This window comes from Halorubrum marinum, from assembly GCF_048381195.1.
In the GTDB taxonomy this organism is placed as follows: Archaea; Halobacteriota; Halobacteria; order Halobacteriales; family Haloferacaceae; genus Halorubrum.
Genome location: NZ_JBLWMM010000007.1, coordinates 327,916 through 345,356 on the forward strand (window position 1 = coordinate 327,916; position 17,441 = coordinate 345,356).

Below are 17,441 nucleotides of genomic sequence, written 5' to 3' on the forward strand. Positions count from 1 at the left end.
ATACCAGCGTCGTATGCCGAATATCCCGCCGTTAAGTCTCTTCTAACATCGAACTACTGTCAGTCGGATATATAGTACATTATGGAAGTGACGAGAGGTTTATAAATACGGGAGGTTTCGTGCCACTGTGTCCAAATCTGGGGTGAGTTGGGGCGGCGTAAATGCGAAAAGATGGATCTAACGAACGCTACCCACCGAGTCGCGGTCGGTCAGTTCCTCGCGGAAGCCGAAGTCGGCTTTCTGTACGCCGACAGTTCACACGTCATCGTCGACGCGAACGAGGCCGTCGCCGAGTTGCTCGGAACATCGGGCGATCCGACCGGGCGGAACGTACAGGCGATCGATCCGAGTGTCGATTCGGAGCTCCGGAACGCGATCGAGGACGCCGTACAGAGCGGTCGGTTTACTGAAAAAGAGATCGCGGCCGACGACGGAACGATACTCCGATTCCACGTCGTTCCCGATCAGGGCGGTGACGGCACGGGCGTGCTTGTCCGGAACGTAACCAAGCCGTTCGAGATGCGTCACAACTTGCGCCGATCGAACCGGATACTCGAGACGTTGGAAGACGGGGTTTATACGCTCGATGAGGCGTTCGTGATCACCTCGGTCAACGACGCGGTGACGGAGATGACCGGATACGATCGAGACGCACTCGTCGGGTCGCACGCGTCGATGCTCGCGGGAAGCGAGACGCTTGAAAAGGCCGAAGAGATACTCGCGATGCTCCGCGGAGACAGCGACGACATCGGCATGATCGAGTCGTCGATCACGACCGTGGACGGGGAGTCGTTACCGATCGAGACGCACTTCTCTCCGGTGGAGTTCGACAACGGCCGTCGCGAACGGGTCGGCGTCGTCAGGGACATCAGCGACAGGGAACGGAACGAACGCATCCTGCGTGAGCTGAACCGATCCGCCCGGCGGTTGCTCCGCGCGGACGACGCCGAATCGGTGTTCGAGACCGTCGTCGACGTGACGAGCACGGTTTGGCCCGAAGCGACCGTCGTGGCGTACTCGTTCGACCGAACCGAGTCGAAACTGGTCCCGACAGCCGCGTCCGCCGGTGACCACGACGCGTGCGGGCCGGGAACTCTCGTCTGGAAGGCGTTTACCACCGGCGAAGACGGCGCGGAGATGGCGATAGATCCCGCCCGAAAGGCCGAGACAGAAACCGCCCGAAAGGCCGAAGCAGAAACCGATTCATCCACGGAGTCGTTCCGCGCGGTCGACACCCCCGAGGAAAACGGACCGTTGGGGGGCGAAGACGCCGTTTCCCCGACTGGACGCGTGATCGAGCGATCGAGCGACGCGTCCGACCCCGATCGACGCACGTTGTACGCGACACTCGACGGGTACGGGCTGTTTCGGATCGAGTTCGACGACGACGAACACGCTGAAAACATCGAGGAGCCCGTCGAGCTGCTGGCTGCGAACGCCGTCGCGGCACTCGACGGCGTCGAACGCGAGAACAAACTCGCACGCAACCGAGAGCGATTGGAACGCCTCGACGATCTCAACACCCTCCTCAGGCGTATCAACGGAGAGCTCGTCGCCGCCGAGACGCTCGAATCGATCGCAACGGCGGTCTGTGACACCCTCATCGACGCGGATCCGGTCGAGTTCGTCTGGATCGGAGAGACCTACCGCACCGGCGCCGGACCGACCCCGGTTGCACGTGCCGGCGATTCGGACGGCTACCTCGACGAGCGCTACGGAGAGAACGCCGGCGACGAGCGGAGCGACGAGCGGAGCGACGAGGCGGGCGGTGATCCCGCCATACGGGCGACCGAAACGAAGGACACGGTCCGTATTTCCGACGTCTCGGACGGACTCAGACGTGACCAGTGGCGGGAGCGCGCACTCGCACGCGGATACCGATCGGTCGTTAGCGTCGCGCTCACGTACGACGATCTCTGCTACGGGGTCTTGTCGGTGTACGCCGACCAGCGATCGGTCTTCGACGGCGAGTTCGGCGATCTGATCGCCGAACTCGGAGACAACGTCGCGAACGCGATCAACAGCCTCGAAACGAGACGCTCACTCCAGAGCGACTCGCTCGTGGAACTCGAACTGCGTCTCGACGGCGCCGACACGCCCCTGTCTCGGATCGCGTCCGCACTCGGGGAGCCGCTCCACGTCGAGGGGACGGTTCCGCAGGGGGACGGTCGGTCACTCGTGTACTTTACCGCCGATGGCGACCGGTCTACCGTCGCCGAGTCGGTCGGTACCGCCGAGTCAGTCGGCGTCGCTACGTCGGTTCGTACCGTAGACGGGGGGCCTGACGGTCGATTCGAGGCATCGGTAACCGGAGAAACGGTAGCCGACAGGCTGGCGACGTACGGTGGAGTCGTCGACCGATGGGTCGTCGATCCCGAACGCATCGCTGTGACGGTCACGTTTCCCCGATCCGTCGACGTCCGGCAGATAGTCGAACACCTCGAAGCGCAGTACGGCCACGCGGAGCTTCGCTCCCGTCGCGATCGAACCGAAGGCGATCGGTTCGAACCCTCACAACCCGTGTTAGCGGAGTTGACCGGCAGACAACGAGAGGCGATCGAGACGGCGTACCTCGGCGGATACTTCGACTGGCCGCGGGGGAGTACCGGCGAAGAGGTCGCGACCGCGATGGGGATCACTCAGCCGACGTTCAACCGCCACCTTCGGACGGCCGAGCGGAAACTCCTCGAAACCGTTCTGGACGAACGCGACAGCGACGCGTGAGTCGGCGGCGGCTCGCTTCCGGGACGAGAGTGATACGGGTTCACACGTTCAGGTATCGGTCCTCCCACTCTCGGCGGTCGCGAAGGCTCTCCGTTCCCTTTTCCGTCAGTTCATAGAAGTTTGTCCGGCGGTCGATTTTGCCCTTCTCGACGTACCCCTGCTCAACGAGGGTGTCGAGGTTCGGATAGAGTCGGCCATGGGTGATCTCGTCCATCGACTGCTGCAGTTCCGTTTTGATCTTCTGGCCCGACGGTCTCTCGGCGCCGGCGATCACGTAAAGGAGGTCTCGCTGAAAGCTCGTGAGACCGAAGAGCGGGTCAGACATGCCGCACTATTCAGCGCTTTATCGCTTTGTTATGGATAGATAAACGGCAGATCAGGCCTGCTAAATGGCGGGAGTCGGGCGGAGGCGTCGTTCGAACAGCACAGTCCTGACCGCCGCCGTCGCCTGCTCGACCAAACCGTCAGTCCAAGGCGACTCGTCGCTCGGTCGCACCCCTGGCCGTCCAATAGTCCCGTGCGGCCAGACCCACGACAGCGAGGACGCTCAGAAGCGTCCACCAGGTCGGAGGTACCGCAGAGAGCGGCCCGAGACCCAGCGTTCCGGCGGTGACGAGGGTCACGACGCCGACCGCAAACGCGATCACACCTCGGGATGACGAGAGACTGCCCCGTACGTGTGTCCGGTCTAGATCCAGATACGGTTCGAACTCGGAAGCGGCCTCTCGCAGTTCGATCGTTCCTCTGGGCTTGTTATACTCGACGAGCTGGAGCGAATCCATCTTCGGGAGGTGGCACTGATAGAGGGCGATGCGAACGCGCTTTCGTTCCTGTGAACTGAGTTGTTGAATCGTCGTGTCGTTCTCTGCTGCAGCGATGTGTTCGGCAACGTCAGAGAGTTCCCCACATCCCTCGTGCTCGATGAGATACCGGAGTACGGCTCGCCGTCGTTCGTTTTTCAAAACGTCGAACATCTCGTCCGTCGTCACTCTCGAACGCTCGCTGCCGCCATCTCCCCGCCGAACTTGAAGCGTCCCCGACTCCCCCCTGTTCATGTGTGCTATAGCGTACTCATCCAATATAGTTATTAGTATAACAGGTTTGAGTGGCATTAATGCGTCAGCGGAACGGGAGTGAGGGTCCTACTAGTGTCTGAATTCCGCAGGTAATGCCGCCCACGGAGGGATCCGCGGCCTCAGTCCGGAGTCGCTGGCCGCGTGACCGTGAGCCAGCCGTCGGAGGACATCGAAACGCTGTATCCGTGATACCGGAACGAGATGTCCACCGTGTCCGAATCCGCCGTCGCACTCCACCGGAGGAGGTCGTCGAGCGCGTCAACGTCAACGACATGAAGCAGCGGCGGGAGGGCCTCGATCTCGCAGTCGTCGAGTTCGGCAACCGTCTCCAACACAGCAACCCCCGGAGGAACCACGGACCAATCGTACTGCTTGGTCGCTGAGGAGCCAGACATCTTACGTCTCGGTCCTCCCTGCGCGTACGAAGAGGACCTCACAGACCGGTCGAGTCTGTGTACCCACGTTCGCTGTAAATCGCATCGTAAGTAATACGCGCTACTACCATTTGTATGCGATGAAACGTCCGCCCGAGGCAGGGAATATGTGCTGATCGCCGAATTGTCTGAACACGCCGATCGGCGTCTCGATCTCGGAGGCGGCCGACTACGTCGCTCGATTTCCGGAAGGGGTCTCCATACCGTCGACGCGGAGCAGAAGCCGATTGCCGTCGACGTAGGTCGCGTCGACCGTCCCGGACAGCCGTAAGCCGGAAGCGGGGGTCGGTCCGACCGTGACCCGGTCGCCAGTGTCGAACGTTCCGACCGGTCCACGTATCACGAGTTCGGCTCGGCATAGTTCCGGGTTGGCGACGCTGGAGAGGTCGATTTCCTCGACGTTCACTTCCTCTACGAGGGCCCCTTCGCACTCGACGGGCGTCCGCGCGGCGTCAGCTAACCGCTCGATCCCGAGGGTCTCGTACGCGCCATCGGTCGGCACGTAGCCGCCCTTCGGACCGGGAACGCCTTCGACGAGTTGGAGGTCGCGAAGACTCTGCATCCGGTTGCGAACGGTCCCCGCGTTGCGGTCGATGGTCTCTGCTATTTCGCGCCCGCTTACCGGCCGATCCGCGTTCTCCGCGAGGTTCACCAGCGACGTGAGTACGCGTTTTTGACTCGACGTGAGCTCGATGGCAGACATATCAAGAGCCAGCAGGCCGTGTTGTAAAAACGTTTGTTTCTATGCGCCTTATACACTTGTGTCGCATAATATATGCCGAGATATCTGAGAGATCCACACATTATAGGGCGTAAAGCGCAATAGAACCCACATTGCTATCAGACGGCCGGTGATACTATCAAAACACGCCAGTTCTCAGATCGATATTGCACGTTTATAACACGCTGTATCGATTTTTCATTCGAGTACATCATAAGAAGCGTAATTCCTTAAATATCTTCCACCGCAGGTATTTATGGAGTCACACGGAAGCGACGAGCGAGCATGCACCTCCGACCCAGCGACAGGCCGCGTCCGTCCCTCGACTCGGTCGCGGACGGCGTCCGAGTTACGGGGAGTATACCGCCAGCGAACAGTACGCACGCCCCGGTTGCGCGAGTGATCCCCGATGGATGAGACGGGTACGTCGGCGTTCGACGAGCGGTCCACGACCGTAGGGACGGAGCGCGACCCCGACGGCGACTCGAACACGCGCGACGACCCGTCCGTCGACGGCGACAGCTCGCTGTTCGTCCCTCGAGAGGTCGGCGCGGAGCGCGATCGAATCGGCGAGTTCGTCCAGCGTCACGTGACGGACGCCGGCGCGGAAGGCGTCGTCGTGAACATGAGCGGCGGGCTCGACTCGACGGTCACGGCCGCGCTCGCGGTCGAAGCGCTCGGCACCGATCGGGTGTACGGCCTCGTTCTCCCGTGTAACAAGATCGGAGCGCCCCACGCGCGAGACGCGGAGGCGCTCGCGGACGCGCTCGGCATCGAACACGATACGGTTCACCTGCAACCGCTGTTCGCGCAGTTCGGCGCCACGGCTCCGGACCGATTCGACCTCCACGACGAGCCGGTCCGGTCCGGTAACGCGGTCGCGCGCCTCCGGATGGCCACGGCGTACCTCGCCGCCAACGCGACGAACCGGCTCGTCTGCGGGACGACCAACCGAAGCGAGCTGCTGCTCGGCTACGTCACGAAACACGGAGACGGCGCCGCGGACCTGCTCCCGCTCGGGCATCTGTATAAAACGGACGTCCGAGCGCTCGCCGAGGCGCTCGACGTCCCCGAGTTCGTCGTCGAGAAGCCGCCGACCGCGGGATTCCTCCCCGGACAGCGCGACGTCGACGACCTCGGTGCCTCGTACGAGGTGATCGACTCGGTCCTTCAGCTCGGGGTCGACAGGGGTCTGGACCCCGATACGATCCGCGAGCGGTTCGATGACGCCCGCGAGGGTTTCGACGAGGTCCGCGACGGCGAGGTCGATACGGAGACGATCGCGGATCTCCTCGCCAGACATCGCGAGACAGAGCACAAGCGCGTACCGGCACCGATACCGGGGAACCTCGGCCGGTAGCGAACCGAAGATCAGTCCCAGTCGTCCGGCCACAGGTCCGCCGCGCGCATTCCCGTCTCGAAGTCGGCCGCCTTGAACGCCTCGATGAGGTCCTCGTGGTCGAGTCGCGGCATCTCGCGGTCCGGCGCGGCGAACTCGGTGACGAGCAGCGCGATCAGCATCGCGTGCTCGCGGATGTTCCGATCGTCGACTTTGTCCCGAGTGTCGGCGTGGGTGTGGCCCCAGCCGCGACCGCGGTCGCCGGAATCGCTGTGCAGTTGGAGCGCGGGCACCCCCTGTCGGACGAAGGGCCACTGGTCCGAGAACGGGTGCGGCTCCGTCTCAACCGCGATCGGCTGACGGGTCGCGGTCGACACCGCGTCCGCGACCGACGCCGCCGCGTCCGAGGCGTGCGCCAGCGCGACCAGATCGCGAAACCGTCCCGCGCCGTCGACGTTGATCACGCCTCGAATCCGGTCGAGATCGACGGTCGCCGCGAGGTGTTCCGCACCGAGGAGGCCGACTTCCTCCGAACCGACTCCGACGACGTCGACGCCGATCGGGAGGTCGGCCTCGGCGAGGATCCCCGCCGCGGTGACGACGGTCGCGATCCCGCAGCCGTTGTCGAGCGCCCCCTCCGCGATGTCGTGGGCGTCGAAGTGCGCGACCAACAGCAGCCGCTCGTCCGTGTCCGGGCCGACGCGCCCGATCACGTTTCGGCTCTCTCCGGGCGTCGTCGACGCTTCGACGGTGAGTTGCGCTTCGGCCCCGGCCGCGGGGCCAGCGGTTCCGGTCCCGCCGACCGCGTACTCGCGGAGCCACGCGCCGGTCTCCTTCGAGACGCCGACCGCGACCGCGTCGGCCTCGCCGCCGAACGTCAGCGAGCCCGTGGGCGGGAGCTGCCCGTCGAGGTGGTTGACGAAGACGAAGCCGACCGCGCCGGCGTCGATCGCGTACCCGAACTTCTCCATGCGGTGGACGAACCGTCCGCCCGGCGGAGTCGTCGTCGAGGCGACCGCGATCCGTCCCTCGACGTCGCGTTCGTCGATCTCGGCCGGCGTCCCGTAGCCGACGTCGACTAGTTCGCCGGTCGCCGTGCCGCCCGGCGAGTACGGGAGTGCGATCGACTCGAACGCGCGGGACGATGACCCACTGTCGCCGTCGGAGACCGTCACCCGGAGGTCGGCGCTGCCGCGCTCCCAGACGTCGATCGCGAACGGCTCGACACCGACGTCCGAGAGCCCCGCTCCGTCGAACGCGTCGGCGACGATCTCGGCCGCCCGTCGTTCCCCCGCGCTTCCCGCCATGCGGCTCCCGATCGCGGTGAGGTCGGTGATGAACGTCCACGGTTCGTCGTCGGTCCAGGTTCGCCCCAATGCGGGCGCGAGTTCGGCGCGTCGATCGCGGACTCGGTCGATGGCTTCCGAGTCGGGAGCGATGGCCTCACCGCTCGGCTGTGAGTGCATGTCACAGACTCCGCCGGGAACGGGTTAAGGATGTGGCTCCCGGCATTCGAAACGCTACGTTCAAGTGGCACGGTCAGGTACTTTTCCCCGAGCACCGTTGGTCCAGTGGTAGGACATTAGCTTCCCAAGCTAATAGCCCGGGTTCAATTCCCGGACGGTGCATACCTGCGGCGAGCAATATCGCGAGCCACAGGTATGCCAAGGGAATGGAACCCTATCAGTCGCGCACAGCGAACGCAGTGAGCGAGCACGTCTGATTCTAGTTCAATTCCCGGACGGTGCACTCACTGCGTTCGTGCACGTCCGTTGTCACGCTCGCTCCACTCGCGTGACTCCCGGACGGTACACTTCCGACTGACTCCGTCAATTGACGTTCGCCTCGCTTCACGCGGCAAACTCCCTTCGATCGCACATTCAGCCGCTAACACGGTCGTTTTCCTGTCTCCCAGACTTTTGCAGCGGACAGAAAGGCCGTTTAAGCTATCCGCTCACACTCATAATCTTCGCTCTGTTGGAATACGCAGAAACTGAGAGGAACGGCGTGCAAGATACAGAGACGCGTTCAGCAGAACGAGTCTTCCGACTCTAGCCACGCGGCGCAGCAGTCTGCTCCTTTGAGATCGGGATGCCGAGACGACGACGGTTGACCGGTCGCTCGACGACGTATGATCTCGGATAAATAATCCTCTGATCCGATATATTCCGCCGGAGTCTGATCGATGTGACCTCGAACCTCGTTCTGAAGTCGCGAACGATCATCGAATACCGGGAAACACCGGAACTCCCCGTCGTCGGGTATGAAAACACACGCAGATTCTGTTCTCAATTCTTATGCTTGAGCAAAAGTAGGCTTAACTGCAGTTGGTCGTCGTCGTTATTTTCGTGACTTTCCCCTCACCGTCTATCTCTATCGTGGTTGTGGTCGTGCACTCCTTCCTGTCAGTCGTGTCAAATATACTCCCCACGAATGACTTAATTTTTCCCCAAATCTTTCCCCAGAATCCCTTTTTCGCTTGGGAGATCGCTTCCGAATTTCCTGTCACGACTACTGAATCCAAGGGGCCCGTCTCTTCACCGATTCCCATGAGTATCGCGTTGCCCCCGACCGTTTCGACCATTCTGATCTGGTCGCCATCGGGGGTTTTGAATTTCTTTGATAGTCGCACGTCCGACCGTGCCGGTACTGACTCAAACTCCAGTCCGGAATCGTCCTCAAACTCCAGTCCGGAATCGTCCTCAAACTCCACTTCGGAATCGTCTTGTCTTTCTCTTTCGGGCATGGGTTCAAGCCAAAATTAAACATGATATATATTTAGTTATATTATAGGTATTCATGTTTAACCGGTGTTAGAAGGTTAGAAGTTAACGAATTGGAACCCGTCTTAGGATATGGATCCGAACAACGGAAACGGCCGTTCGCTGAAGGGAGGCTATTCGTCGGATTCGGGGGAGAGGGTGTCGAGTCGCCACGTGGGGGTGACTCCGTCAGTCAGCGTTTGCTTCGCTTCGCTCAGCAAACTCCCGCCGGTCGTGCACCGTCCGTACCCCCGCTCGCAAGCTCGCGGGAGTCCCGGACGGTGAATTTTCACTGTGTTCGAAACACCGTCGACGGGTTGATCGGTCCCGTTGAAACACACTGATTGACCACCTCGATAAAAGCCAGTTTCACTGGCTGTCGCCAGTGTCAACGGTCCTGTAGCTCGAACGCTACGTGAAGTGTCGTTTTGTACCGATCGATCTGTCCGTCCTCTACGTTCGCGGTTTGCGATGTAATCTCGACGCCTTTGATCTCCTCGATCGTCTTGCTTGCTTCGTCAAGTGCGTTTTGAGCCGCGTCTTCCCACGACTCCGTTGAGTTACCAATCAGCTCGATCGTTTTGACAGTATTCCCCATGATCGATCAGTACATACAACGCCTTCCGATATAGAATTTGGGTAACGATGGCGACATATCATCTCGGATACTGACTGGTCAGTTTTCTTTTAAAACTGGCGCTACAAGACATGCGCAGTGCGTCCCGAACGGAGCGCTCGCCCCGTTCAGCTCCGTTAGAAGATGTTCGCTTGGCCGTACACGGAGATCCCCGTATCAGTGATCTCGTACGGTTTCGTCTCGCGGGAGTGGTTCGCGTCGCGGATCTTCTGGATCTCGACGGCGAGCCGCGTCTCGCGGAAGTCGGACCCTCGAATATACTGAAGCACGAACACGGCATCGGTGAGGTATTCGACGATCCCGTGACGGGAGGCGTACGGGTTCGTCTCGCTTGCTTCGGAGGTCAGAAGCGTCGTCACGCCCGCTTCCTTCAGCGATCGGGTGAATCCGAATACTTCGGAGCGTCGCTTCGACGGGTGATCGTACATCATCTCCAACAGCGAAACGGAGTCGAGCACCAACCGGTCCGCGTCGAACTCCGCGATGAGCCGGGTGAGGTCGTTGCGGATCGACGCGAGCGAGTTCGCCATCTCGATGGGATCGATGGCGACGACCGCGAGCCGGTCCGCGTCCGCGTGCTCGCGGAACGACCAGCCCTTTTCCTCCGCCGTCGAGAGGATGGACTCCCGGGTCTGTTCGAGGGTGATGTACACGCCGTTCCGATCGGATTCGAGCGCCTCGTTGAGGAACTGGAGGGCGAAGGTCGTCTTCCCGGTCCCGGCGCCGCCGATCACGGACAGAAGCGATCGACGCGGGACGCCGCCGAGGATCATCTCGTCGAGCCCCTTGATTCCGATATCGGTGCGCTCGATCGACGACTCGAACTCGTCGGGATCGACGTCGAACCCCCCGGAGTCGCCGTCCTGCCCGACCTCGTCTTCCGCGCCGGATCCGAAATCGCCGAACCCGAAGTCGTCGTCGGAGGACTGAGCGGCTCCCCGATAGCCGCCGAAGGGATCGGCCGAATCGCTCCCGAACGGCTCGGCCGAGCCGCCGTCGAAAGAGTCGTGATCCGAGTCGGCGACCGGGGGTGAATCGTCGGCTGCGCCGCCGAACGGATCTGATTCGCCGAAACTCCCGCTCTCGACATCGACACCGGCCGCGCTCTCGTCGATCGCGTGCTCTTCAACCGCGTCGTCGTCGGCCGTATCTGCGGTATCACCTCGCTGGTCGTCCGGAGTTCCCCGCCCCCCACTCGGGTCGTCTTCCGGAGTTTCGGTCGCATCCGAGTCCCCGCCGTCGACCGCGTCACTCTCAGAGTCCTCGCCGTCGACCGCGGCGAGATTGGCCCCGTCGCTCTCGGCGTCGGCTTCGAGGTCACGGATCGCTCGTTCGAACCAGTCGTCCTCCTCGCTCATCGTTTCAGTCGGCCGTGGGGGGTCGACATATCCCGAGCAACGCGGGCGGGCGGCTTGAAGCTTTCCGGACCAACGGGGATCGGTAAGCGGGCGCGGAAGCGGAATAGCCGGTGACGTCGACGCCGACGGCGATGTCCGCAGCCTTTTGTTCGGGGGCGGGAATGGATGTCTCATGGAAGTGGGGATCGTGGCGCGGAAGGGAAGCGATCGGGCGGCTGTCGTCGCCGCGGACCTCCGCGACGCGGTCGCTGCCGCCGGCGCATCCGTCTGGCTCGACGCCGAGACCGCGAGCGCGCTGGACGGCCCCGACCCGGGACGGTCCGTCGACGCGCTCGCCGACAGCGACCTCGCGGTCGCGGTCGGCGGTGACGGCACCTTCCTCTTCGTCGCGCGCAACGCCGACGACACCCCGATCGTGGGCGTCAACCTCGGTGAGGTTGGGTTTCTCAACGCCCTCTCGCCCGAGGACGCCGAAGACGCGATCCTCGCGGAGGTCCAAGCGTTCGACGACGGCGAGGTGCGCGTCCGCGAAGTACCGCGGCTCGCGGCCCGCGCCGGCGACTGGGAATCCGTCCCGGCGGCCAACGAGGTCGTGGTCCAGGGCGACAGGCGCGGACCCGGGTCCGGGATCGACTACGAGGTCCGGGTGGACGGCGTCCCGTACTCCGAGAGCCACGCCGACGGCGTTCTCGTGGCGACGCCGACCGGGTCGACCGCGTACAACCTCTCCGAGCGTGGCCCGCTGGTGCACCCGGAGGTGAGCGGACTGATCGTCAACGAGATGGCCGCGAGAGACGGCATGCCGCCGCTCGTGGTCGATCTCGACGCGACGGTGACCGTCGTGGTCGAAGATCCGTCCGGCGCGATCGTCGTCAGCGACGGTCGAAACGCGACGACGCTCGACGGACCGATCAGCGTGACGATCGAACGGACGACGCCCCCGATGCGGATCGCCGGGCCGCCGTCCGACTTCTTCGAGGCGCTGGAAAAGCTCTCGTAGGACGGCATCCACGAATATCGGGACGGAACCACGGCTCGGCCGCGGCGCAGAGGCAAGGTTGAACCCCCTCCCGTTCGGATGGGGAGCCGATGGACCTCCCGCTCGGATTCGAGCCGTTCGCCGGGCAGTCGCGGGCGGCGCACGCCGCCGTGCTCGTCGGGGGCGCGCTCGCGTGCCTGCTCGGCTACGTGGGCGCCGCCGCCGTCCTCTTCGAGCCGACCGCGCTCGCTCACGACGCACCGGCCGGATCGCGTCGCGTCGCCGCCGCGTTCGCGTCGCTCGCCTGTTGGGGCTTCTACAGTGCCGCGTTCGTGCGCGGCAAAGGTGGTCCGGTGACGAACGTCGTCGTCTCTCCTCTCGTGACGGTAACGGTACTTCCCTTCGCGTACCGGTGGATTGTCTTCGGCCCCGCGTGGGACGCGATCCGCGATCGGGTCAGCCTGCTGTACTTCAGGCCATCGGTGTTCGTCGACGCCGCGGCGCTCGTCCTCCCCGGGCTCGTGTTCTCCGCCGGACTGCTCACGCTCTGGGCGAGTCTCCTCGGTGAAGAGGCGGTAGAGAAGTGGCAGCGTGAACACCTCTCCCGGGAGTTTCGACGCGCGTTCGTCGACGAATGAGCAGAGTTCTGCCCCACCGACGCGAACCACGTGCCGACTCCCACAAAGCGTTTATAAATTGAGATCGGATTCCGTATCGTGAACCGTCGGTCCGCTGTTGGCGGGTACGTCGTCGCTGGCGCGGCGATCGCAGCAGTAGCGGCGATTGCGCTTGCCGCCTCGCCCGACGCGGTCGTCCGCCCCGTGAATCGGCTCGTCGCGTATCCCCTCGGCTTCGGCGTCGCGCTACTCGCGCTGGCCGCTGTCCGTCCCTTCCTCGCGTGGCCGAACACCCTGCTCGCCGTCGCCGTCGGCTACGGGTACGGCTGGGGAGGCGTGCCGTTTGCGGTCGCGCTACTCACACTGACGGCGCTGCCGACGTATTGGCTCGCTCGTTCCGGTCGCGTGCGCGCGAGGGCCGAACTTCAGGTCGTGGACCGGCTCTGTGGCGCCGGGGAACGGCTGGCGACGACCGCGGGCGGAGTCCGCTCCGTCGCGGCGACGCGGCTGTTTCCGATCCCGTCAGACGCGGTCTCGATCGGCGCCGGCGCCTCGGGGATCCGGACGCGACCGTTTCTACTCGGGACGGCCCTCGGAGAGCTTCCGTGGGCCATCGTCGGTGTCGCCGTCGGAGTGTCAGTCGAACGGCTCGCGACGCCCACCGGTAGCCTCTCCGGCATCGAACCGGGGGCGGTCATCGCGATGGCCGGGGCCGGTGTGCTGTTACTCGCGGGGCCCGCGTACCGCGCGCTAGTCGATGGAAATAGTGCGCCTCCGGCCTGAACCGGTGATGTGTCACGGATGATCACGGAGAAAGCCCCGCCCTTCAGGGCGAGGAGGATGTCAAGGAGGACCAGTACGCTCCGTTCTACCGTGCGACGCAAACCGACCGCCCCGTGTGCGGATGCCGCAGCGGGACGGTCGAAACGGGTCGCGTGCCTCTGACTGAGGACCGACACTCGACGTGCATTCCCCCGGTCCCCAACTCCCGGGACCGCTCCCAGCCCTAACCCCGAAGCCGCTGCCGACAGACCGGCCTCAACGCTCGGTCGGTTGATCGCGGCTTCAACGGAGGACCGAGGGACGTGGTAGATGTCGACCTCAGTTGTCGCCGTCTGCGGATTCGTTCCCGTCGTCCCCGCTACTGTCCTCGTAGACGACCTCGATACCGCGCGGGACCGGCCGAAGCAGATACGAGCCGGTGCCGCGACGGACTGGCGCGAAGTCCGCCGTGAAGCTCGTTCGCGTGTTCTCGCGGATCTCGAACTCCTGGTTGAACGTGATCGGCGCGTTGCCTGGGCGGTCGACAGTCGCCTCGCTCCCGTCGTCGAGAACCCCCTCGACGTCGGAGACGTCGAGCTGGAGGAACTGATACGTCGCGACCGACAGCTCGCGTTCGTCGATCAGCTGCGTCTCCTCGCCTTGAAGCTGGACGAGGTCGGCCTCCTGCGGCTCGTCGAACTCGTAGTACTCGCGGCCGGAAGGACCGTCCTCGTCGTCTTCGTCGTCTTCGTCGGGTTCGTCGGCGTCGTCGGCGTCGTCGGCGTCGTCGGGGTCGTCATCTTCGTCGGCTTCGCCTCCACCATCCTCGCTTCCCCCGCCGTCTCCGTCGTCCCCGTCGGCGTCGTCATTTCCACCGGCACCGTCACCGTCGGCGTCACCACCGTCGTCGGTTTGCTCATCGTCCGCTGTCTGCTCGTCATCTGTTGTCTGCTCGTCGTCGGCGCCGCTGTTCGCGCCCTGTGGACCGAGCCAGATCCCTTCGATCGTGACCACGAGGGACTCGAAGTCGCCGATGTCGGCCGGTTGATCGGTGACGCTCGTGGCGAGGGTGCCTGAAGCCCGTCCCACGCAGCCCGCGAGTCCGACCGTACCGAGGGCGGCGGCGCCGGTCGCCTGTAGGTAGCTTCGGCGGTTGATCTCATCGAAAGAATCGAACTCATCAGACACGTCACTCACCGTCCTCACCGCCTGCGTCGCCGGTGCTGTCGGTGCCATCGGTGCCGTTAGCGGCAGTGTCGCTCACGTTCTCACCGAGGTCATCGACCCCGCCCGAGAGGAAGTCACCGATCGTGTCGAGGATGTCTCCGACGAAGTCGGGGACCGGCCCGGGAAGGTCGCTCGGCGGTCCGGCGTCGGTATCATTTGCTCCGTCCGCGCCCGGCGTAGCGGCGACGGGCCCGGCAGCCGCGCCGAGCCCGATCAGTACCACCGCGGCGAGCGCCACAGTCAGCGTCGTTCGGATCGCGTTCATGACGACTGGTCCTCGGAGCGCTATCCCCTTTAATACCACAAACCGTTCAGCCGACTTTGGCCCGGTTTAAACCGGTTGAAACCCGCGTATCCGCCCCGTTTCGTCTATTTTGTCTGTTTCGTCGATATCCGGTGAAGCTTATAAATGAAAACGAGAATGCGACGGCGTCGACAGGTCTCGCGCAGATCGATTCGAGCAGGGGGTAGACGAGCGGACGGAGAACCACACCGCAGGCGAGTCGGGACGTGCGGATCGACTCCGCAATCGGCGGTCCGGCCGAGAGTTCGACAGAGGGTCCGGCCGAGAGTTCGACCTAAGGTTCGAGGCGGTTCGGGTCGCGCGGGAACATGATCGCTTCCTTGATGTTGTCCAGATCGGCCACCTTCTGGACGAGACGGTCGATCCCGAGGCCGTAGCCGCCGTGGGGCGGCGTGCCGTAGCTCAGCGCCTCGATGTAGAACTCGAAGTTCGCCGTCTCGACGCCCTCCTCCTCCATGACCTCGACCATGCGGTCGACGTCGTGCTCGCGCTGTCCGCCCGACGAAAGCTCCTGTCCTTTATAAATCAGATCGAACTTGCGGGAGGCGATGTCGTCGCCCTCGACGTCCTGCATGTAGTAGAACTTCTCGTCGGGGTAGCCGACGACGAAGAACGCGGGGTGGCCCTGCTCCTCGAAGTGCTCGCCGAGCAGCTTCTCGCCCTTCGTGTCGAGGTCGGTCGGGTCCTCGGGGAAGTGCCCGTACTCGGTCTCTAAGATGTCGAGCGCCTCCTCGAAGGTGACCCGCGGGAAGTCTTCCTCGGGGACCGTCAAGTCGACGTCGAGCAGACCGAGCTCGCGCTCGGCGTTCTCGGCGGCCGCACGGAGCGCGTAGCGCAGCGACTCTTCTTGAACGTCCATCACGTCGTCGTGGTCGTCGATGTACGCGAGCTCCACGTCGAACATCGAGATCTCGGAGACGTGTCGGGAGGTCGCGAAGTCCTCCGCGCGGAACGCGGTACCCGTCTCGTAGACCGCCTCGTAGCCCGACGCCATCAGTATCTGCTTGTACAGCTGCGGGCTCTGCGAGAGGAACGCGTCTTTGTTGTAGTAGAGGATCGGGAAGAGCTCCGCGCCGCCCTCGGCGCCGCCCTTCGAGATGAGCGGGGTCTTGATGTCGACGAATCCCTCGTCGTCGAACCACTCTTCCATCGCCGTCATCAGCTTCGAGCGCAGGGAGAAGACCGCGAGCGTCTCCGGCTTCCGGAGGTCGAGCGCGCGGTTGTCGAGGCGCGTCGAGAGGTCGACCTCGATGTCCTTCGAGATCTCGAGCGGGAGCGGGGAGTTCGCCTCGTCGATGACCTCGTACTCGGTCGGCGCGATCTCGACGCCGCCGGGCGCCTGATCGCTCTCTAGCGGCTTGCCGACGACGCGGACGACGTCCTCCGCGCCGACGTCCTGCACGGCCTCGAACAGGTCGGGCTCGCGCTCCTCCTTGAAGACGATCTGAATGAGCCCCTCGCGGTCGCGCACGATGAGGAAGACGAGGCCCCCCAGATCGCGGATTTCGTGGACGTGGCCGGCGATGGCGACCTCGTCCGCGTCCGGTTCGACGTCCGACGTGTGGATTCGCTCGATCATGACGGAGTTCGGGTTACGTTCACGTGGTCGGGCGGTCATGATAGGCCTGTCGTCTCGGCGTCAACGAAACCAGCCTCACTCGCCGTCTGGCCCCGGCCGCGGTCGGTTCACGCGGAACCTAGCGGAATATTGTGTTGGTTGGTAACACGAAACATGGATCCCGAAGTTTTACTATCCGTACGACGTATTCTGGCAGCAACGGCGTTCTCGCGCCGCCGGAGTAGACAGATGACCTGCCCCCGTTCCATCAAGTCGGCGTTTGCCGCGCTCGGTAGCGGCGTGCTCGTCGGGTGGAACGGGTACGGGACTCCGGAGACACGGTCCGTCCGCCCGACCGCGTAACGCGCGTCGGCTGGGAAGTTCCCCCGCGGACCGGACCGCACCCCACCTTCTCCAGCCGTCGCTGTCGCTGAGCGATCGGGTCAGGTGATCCGCTATCGGGTCAGGTGATCCGCCACTGGACCGCGTTCCCCTCGCGAGCGTTGGTATCGAGCCCCACGGGCTCCAGGCCGCGTTCGAGGTCGCGTGCCAGACGACGACACCGTCACCGCTATCGTCGTCACGCGCGCCGCGTTCGACTCGCGGCGAGGGCTTCATGGCAGCAGCCATCCACTCGCGGACGGTCGAAGCGCAGCTGTCGGTCCGCGTCTCGCAGGCGGCCGGGGGTGACCTCGCGGCCGGGGCTCGCGCCCAGATCGAACGCGTCGACGGCGTCAGCGTCGACGACCTGTCCATCGCCGGGATCCAGCCGGGGCTCAACGACACGACCGTGGACGCGATCGCGACGCTGTCGGTCGACTGGGGCAGCCAAGACGCGGCTGCTGCCGACCGCGAGACCGTCGCCGTTCGCGTCGCGGAGCGACTCGCCGACGGATTCGGCGTCGAGCCCGAGCACGTGGAGCGACTCGACTCCGGCTGACCG

General features: G+C 64.0%; 17 protein-coding genes and 1 tRNA gene. 7 read left to right on the top strand and 11 right to left on the bottom strand.

The features are described from left to right. The first annotated feature begins 171 nt into the window (after nucleotides 1–171). The gene (locus ACNSN4_RS15210; RefSeq protein WP_418286689.1) at nucleotides 172–2,724 is read left to right on the top strand and encodes a bacterio-opsin activator domain-containing protein; all 2,553 of its coding nucleotides are present in this window, start codon (nucleotides 172–174) and stop codon (nucleotides 2,722–2,724) included. 40 nt (nucleotides 2,725–2,764) lie between these two features. Here ACNSN4_RS15210 and ACNSN4_RS15215 read toward each other — a convergent pair whose 3' ends face one another. The 4 genes from ACNSN4_RS15215 to ACNSN4_RS15230 all read right to left on the bottom strand — a co-directional run bounded on the left by ACNSN4_RS15215 (nucleotide 2,765) and on the right by ACNSN4_RS15230 (nucleotide 4,937). Further along, entirely contained in the window at nucleotides 2,765–3,049 is a 285-nt protein-coding gene (locus tag ACNSN4_RS15215) for a PadR family transcriptional regulator (protein WP_418286690.1), read from the bottom strand. Nucleotides 3,050–3,188: 139 nt separating this feature from the next. Then, nucleotides 3,189–3,779 (bottom strand): DUF7344 domain-containing protein, encoded by a 591-nt coding sequence (locus ACNSN4_RS15220; protein WP_418286691.1) that lies wholly within the window; start codon nucleotides 3,777–3,779, stop codon nucleotides 3,189–3,191. Between the two features lie 140 nt (nucleotides 3,780–3,919). After that, nucleotides 3,920–4,195, bottom strand: coding sequence for a HalOD1 output domain-containing protein (locus ACNSN4_RS15225; protein ID WP_418286692.1), 276 nt, complete (start codon nucleotides 4,193–4,195; stop codon nucleotides 3,920–3,922). A gap of 208 nt (nucleotides 4,196–4,403) precedes the next feature. Then, nucleotides 4,404–4,937 carry an Rrf2 family transcriptional regulator gene (locus ACNSN4_RS15230; protein ID WP_418286693.1) on the bottom strand — a complete coding sequence of 178 codons (534 nt, stop codon included), beginning with the start codon at nucleotides 4,935–4,937 and terminating at the stop codon, nucleotides 4,404–4,406. Nucleotides 4,938–5,364: 427 nt separating this feature from the next. Here ACNSN4_RS15230 and nadE point away from each other — a divergent pair, with 427 nt between their 5' ends. Then, nucleotides 5,365–6,315 (top strand): NAD(+) synthase, encoded by a 951-nt coding sequence (gene nadE / locus ACNSN4_RS15235; protein WP_418286694.1) that lies wholly within the window; start codon nucleotides 5,365–5,367, stop codon nucleotides 6,313–6,315. A gap of 11 nt (nucleotides 6,316–6,326) precedes the next feature. Here the strand turns inward: nadE and ACNSN4_RS15240 are convergent, their stop codons facing one another. Beyond that, a complete protein-coding gene (locus ACNSN4_RS15240; protein WP_418286695.1) occupies nucleotides 6,327–7,760 on the bottom strand; it encodes a M28 family peptidase in 1,434 nt (477 codons plus the stop codon). Between the two features lie 91 nt (nucleotides 7,761–7,851). Between ACNSN4_RS15240 and ACNSN4_RS15245 the strand changes: the two genes are divergently transcribed. After that, nucleotides 7,852–7,922, top strand: a tRNA-Gly gene (locus ACNSN4_RS15245). A 689-nt stretch (nucleotides 7,923–8,611) separates the two neighbouring features. Here the strand turns inward: ACNSN4_RS15245 and ACNSN4_RS15250 are convergent. From ACNSN4_RS15250 to ACNSN4_RS15260, 3 genes are all read right to left on the bottom strand, one after another. Continuing rightward, complete coding sequence (locus tag ACNSN4_RS15250) at nucleotides 8,612–9,040, bottom strand: hypothetical protein (protein ID WP_418286696.1); 429 nt, start codon at nucleotides 9,038–9,040, stop codon at nucleotides 8,612–8,614. Between the two features lie 404 nt (nucleotides 9,041–9,444). Then, entirely contained in the window at nucleotides 9,445–9,654 is a 210-nt protein-coding gene (locus ACNSN4_RS15255) for a dodecin family protein (protein ID WP_418286697.1), read from the bottom strand. Nucleotides 9,655–9,809: 155 nt separating this feature from the next. Then, a complete protein-coding gene (locus ACNSN4_RS15260) occupies nucleotides 9,810–11,051 on the bottom strand; it encodes a KaiC domain-containing protein (RefSeq protein ID WP_418286698.1) in 1,242 nt (413 codons plus the stop codon). A gap of 172 nt (nucleotides 11,052–11,223) precedes the next feature. Between ACNSN4_RS15260 and ACNSN4_RS15265 the strand changes: the two genes are divergently transcribed. From ACNSN4_RS15265 to ACNSN4_RS15275, 3 genes are all read left to right on the top strand, one after another. Then, entirely contained in the window at nucleotides 11,224–12,051 is an 828-nt protein-coding gene (locus ACNSN4_RS15265; protein ID WP_418286699.1) for an NAD(+)/NADH kinase, read from the top strand. 89 nt (nucleotides 12,052–12,140) lie between these two features. After that, nucleotides 12,141–12,668 carry a hypothetical protein gene (locus ACNSN4_RS15270; protein ID WP_418286700.1) on the top strand — a complete coding sequence of 176 codons (528 nt, stop codon included), beginning with the start codon at nucleotides 12,141–12,143 and terminating at the stop codon, nucleotides 12,666–12,668. Nucleotides 12,669–12,746: 78 nt separating this feature from the next. Next, entirely contained in the window at nucleotides 12,747–13,430 is a 684-nt protein-coding gene (locus tag ACNSN4_RS15275) for a TVP38/TMEM64 family protein (protein ID WP_418286701.1), read from the top strand. 318 nt (nucleotides 13,431–13,748) lie between these two features. Here ACNSN4_RS15275 and ACNSN4_RS15280 read toward each other — a convergent pair whose 3' ends face one another. From ACNSN4_RS15280 to aspS, 3 genes are all read right to left on the bottom strand, one after another. Then, a complete protein-coding gene (locus ACNSN4_RS15280) occupies nucleotides 13,749–14,597 on the bottom strand; it encodes a DUF4382 domain-containing protein (RefSeq protein ID WP_418286702.1) in 849 nt (282 codons plus the stop codon). Between the two features lies 1 nt (nucleotide 14,598). Continuing rightward, nucleotides 14,599–14,901 (bottom strand): hypothetical protein, encoded by a 303-nt coding sequence (locus ACNSN4_RS15285; RefSeq protein WP_418286703.1) that lies wholly within the window; start codon nucleotides 14,899–14,901, stop codon nucleotides 14,599–14,601. 313 nt (nucleotides 14,902–15,214) lie between these two features. After that, on the bottom strand, nucleotides 15,215–16,519 hold the full coding sequence (aspS, locus tag ACNSN4_RS15290; protein ID WP_418286838.1) for an aspartate--tRNA(Asn) ligase: 1,305 nt from the start codon (nucleotides 16,517–16,519) through the stop codon (nucleotides 15,215–15,217). Between the two features lie 595 nt (nucleotides 16,520–17,114). On the opposite strand from aspS, the gene ACNSN4_RS15295 reads away from it, so the two are divergent. Further along, entirely contained in the window at nucleotides 17,115–17,438 is a 324-nt protein-coding gene (locus ACNSN4_RS15295) for a hypothetical protein (protein ID WP_418286704.1), read from the top strand. Nucleotides 17,439–17,441: the final 3 nt, after the last annotated feature.

Bases quoted from the DNA above. Each gene is read 5' to 3' on its own strand.
- ACNSN4_RS15270 (WP_418286700.1), top strand. From the start codon at position 12,141: ATGGACCTCCCGCTCGGATTCGAGCCGTTCGCCGGGCAGTCGCGGGCG.
- ACNSN4_RS15285 (WP_418286703.1), bottom strand. From the start codon at position 14,901: ATGAACGCGATCCGAACGACGCTGACTGTGGCGCTCGCCGCGGTGGTA.
- nadE (WP_418286694.1), top strand. From the start codon at position 5,365: ATGGATGAGACGGGTACGTCGGCGTTCGACGAGCGGTCCACGACCGTA.
- ACNSN4_RS15215 (WP_418286690.1), bottom strand. From the start codon at position 3,049: ATGTCTGACCCGCTCTTCGGTCTCACGAGCTTTCAGCGAGACCTCCTT.
- ACNSN4_RS15240 (WP_418286695.1), bottom strand. From the start codon at position 7,760: ATGCACTCACAGCCGAGCGGTGAGGCCATCGCTCCCGACTCGGAAGCC.
- ACNSN4_RS15210 (WP_418286689.1), top strand. From the start codon at position 172: ATGGATCTAACGAACGCTACCCACCGAGTCGCGGTCGGTCAGTTCCTC.
- ACNSN4_RS15225 (WP_418286692.1), bottom strand. From the start codon at position 4,195: ATGTCTGGCTCCTCAGCGACCAAGCAGTACGATTGGTCCGTGGTTCCT.
- ACNSN4_RS15255 (WP_418286697.1), bottom strand. From the start codon at position 9,654: ATGGGGAATACTGTCAAAACGATCGAGCTGATTGGTAACTCAACGGAG.
- ACNSN4_RS15250 (WP_418286696.1), bottom strand. From the start codon at position 9,040: ATGCCCGAAAGAGAAAGACAAGACGATTCCGAAGTGGAGTTTGAGGAC.
- ACNSN4_RS15230 (WP_418286693.1), bottom strand. From the start codon at position 4,937: ATGTCTGCCATCGAGCTCACGTCGAGTCAAAAACGCGTACTCACGTCG.
- ACNSN4_RS15295 (WP_418286704.1), top strand. From the start codon at position 17,115: ATGGCAGCAGCCATCCACTCGCGGACGGTCGAAGCGCAGCTGTCGGTC.
- ACNSN4_RS15220 (WP_418286691.1), bottom strand. From the start codon at position 3,779: ATGAACAGGGGGGAGTCGGGGACGCTTCAAGTTCGGCGGGGAGATGGC.
- ACNSN4_RS15265 (WP_418286699.1), top strand. From the start codon at position 11,224: ATGGAAGTGGGGATCGTGGCGCGGAAGGGAAGCGATCGGGCGGCTGTC.
- aspS (WP_418286838.1), bottom strand. From the start codon at position 16,519: ATGATCGAGCGAATCCACACGTCGGACGTCGAACCGGACGCGGACGAG.
- ACNSN4_RS15260 (WP_418286698.1), bottom strand. From the start codon at position 11,051: ATGAGCGAGGAGGACGACTGGTTCGAACGAGCGATCCGTGACCTCGAA.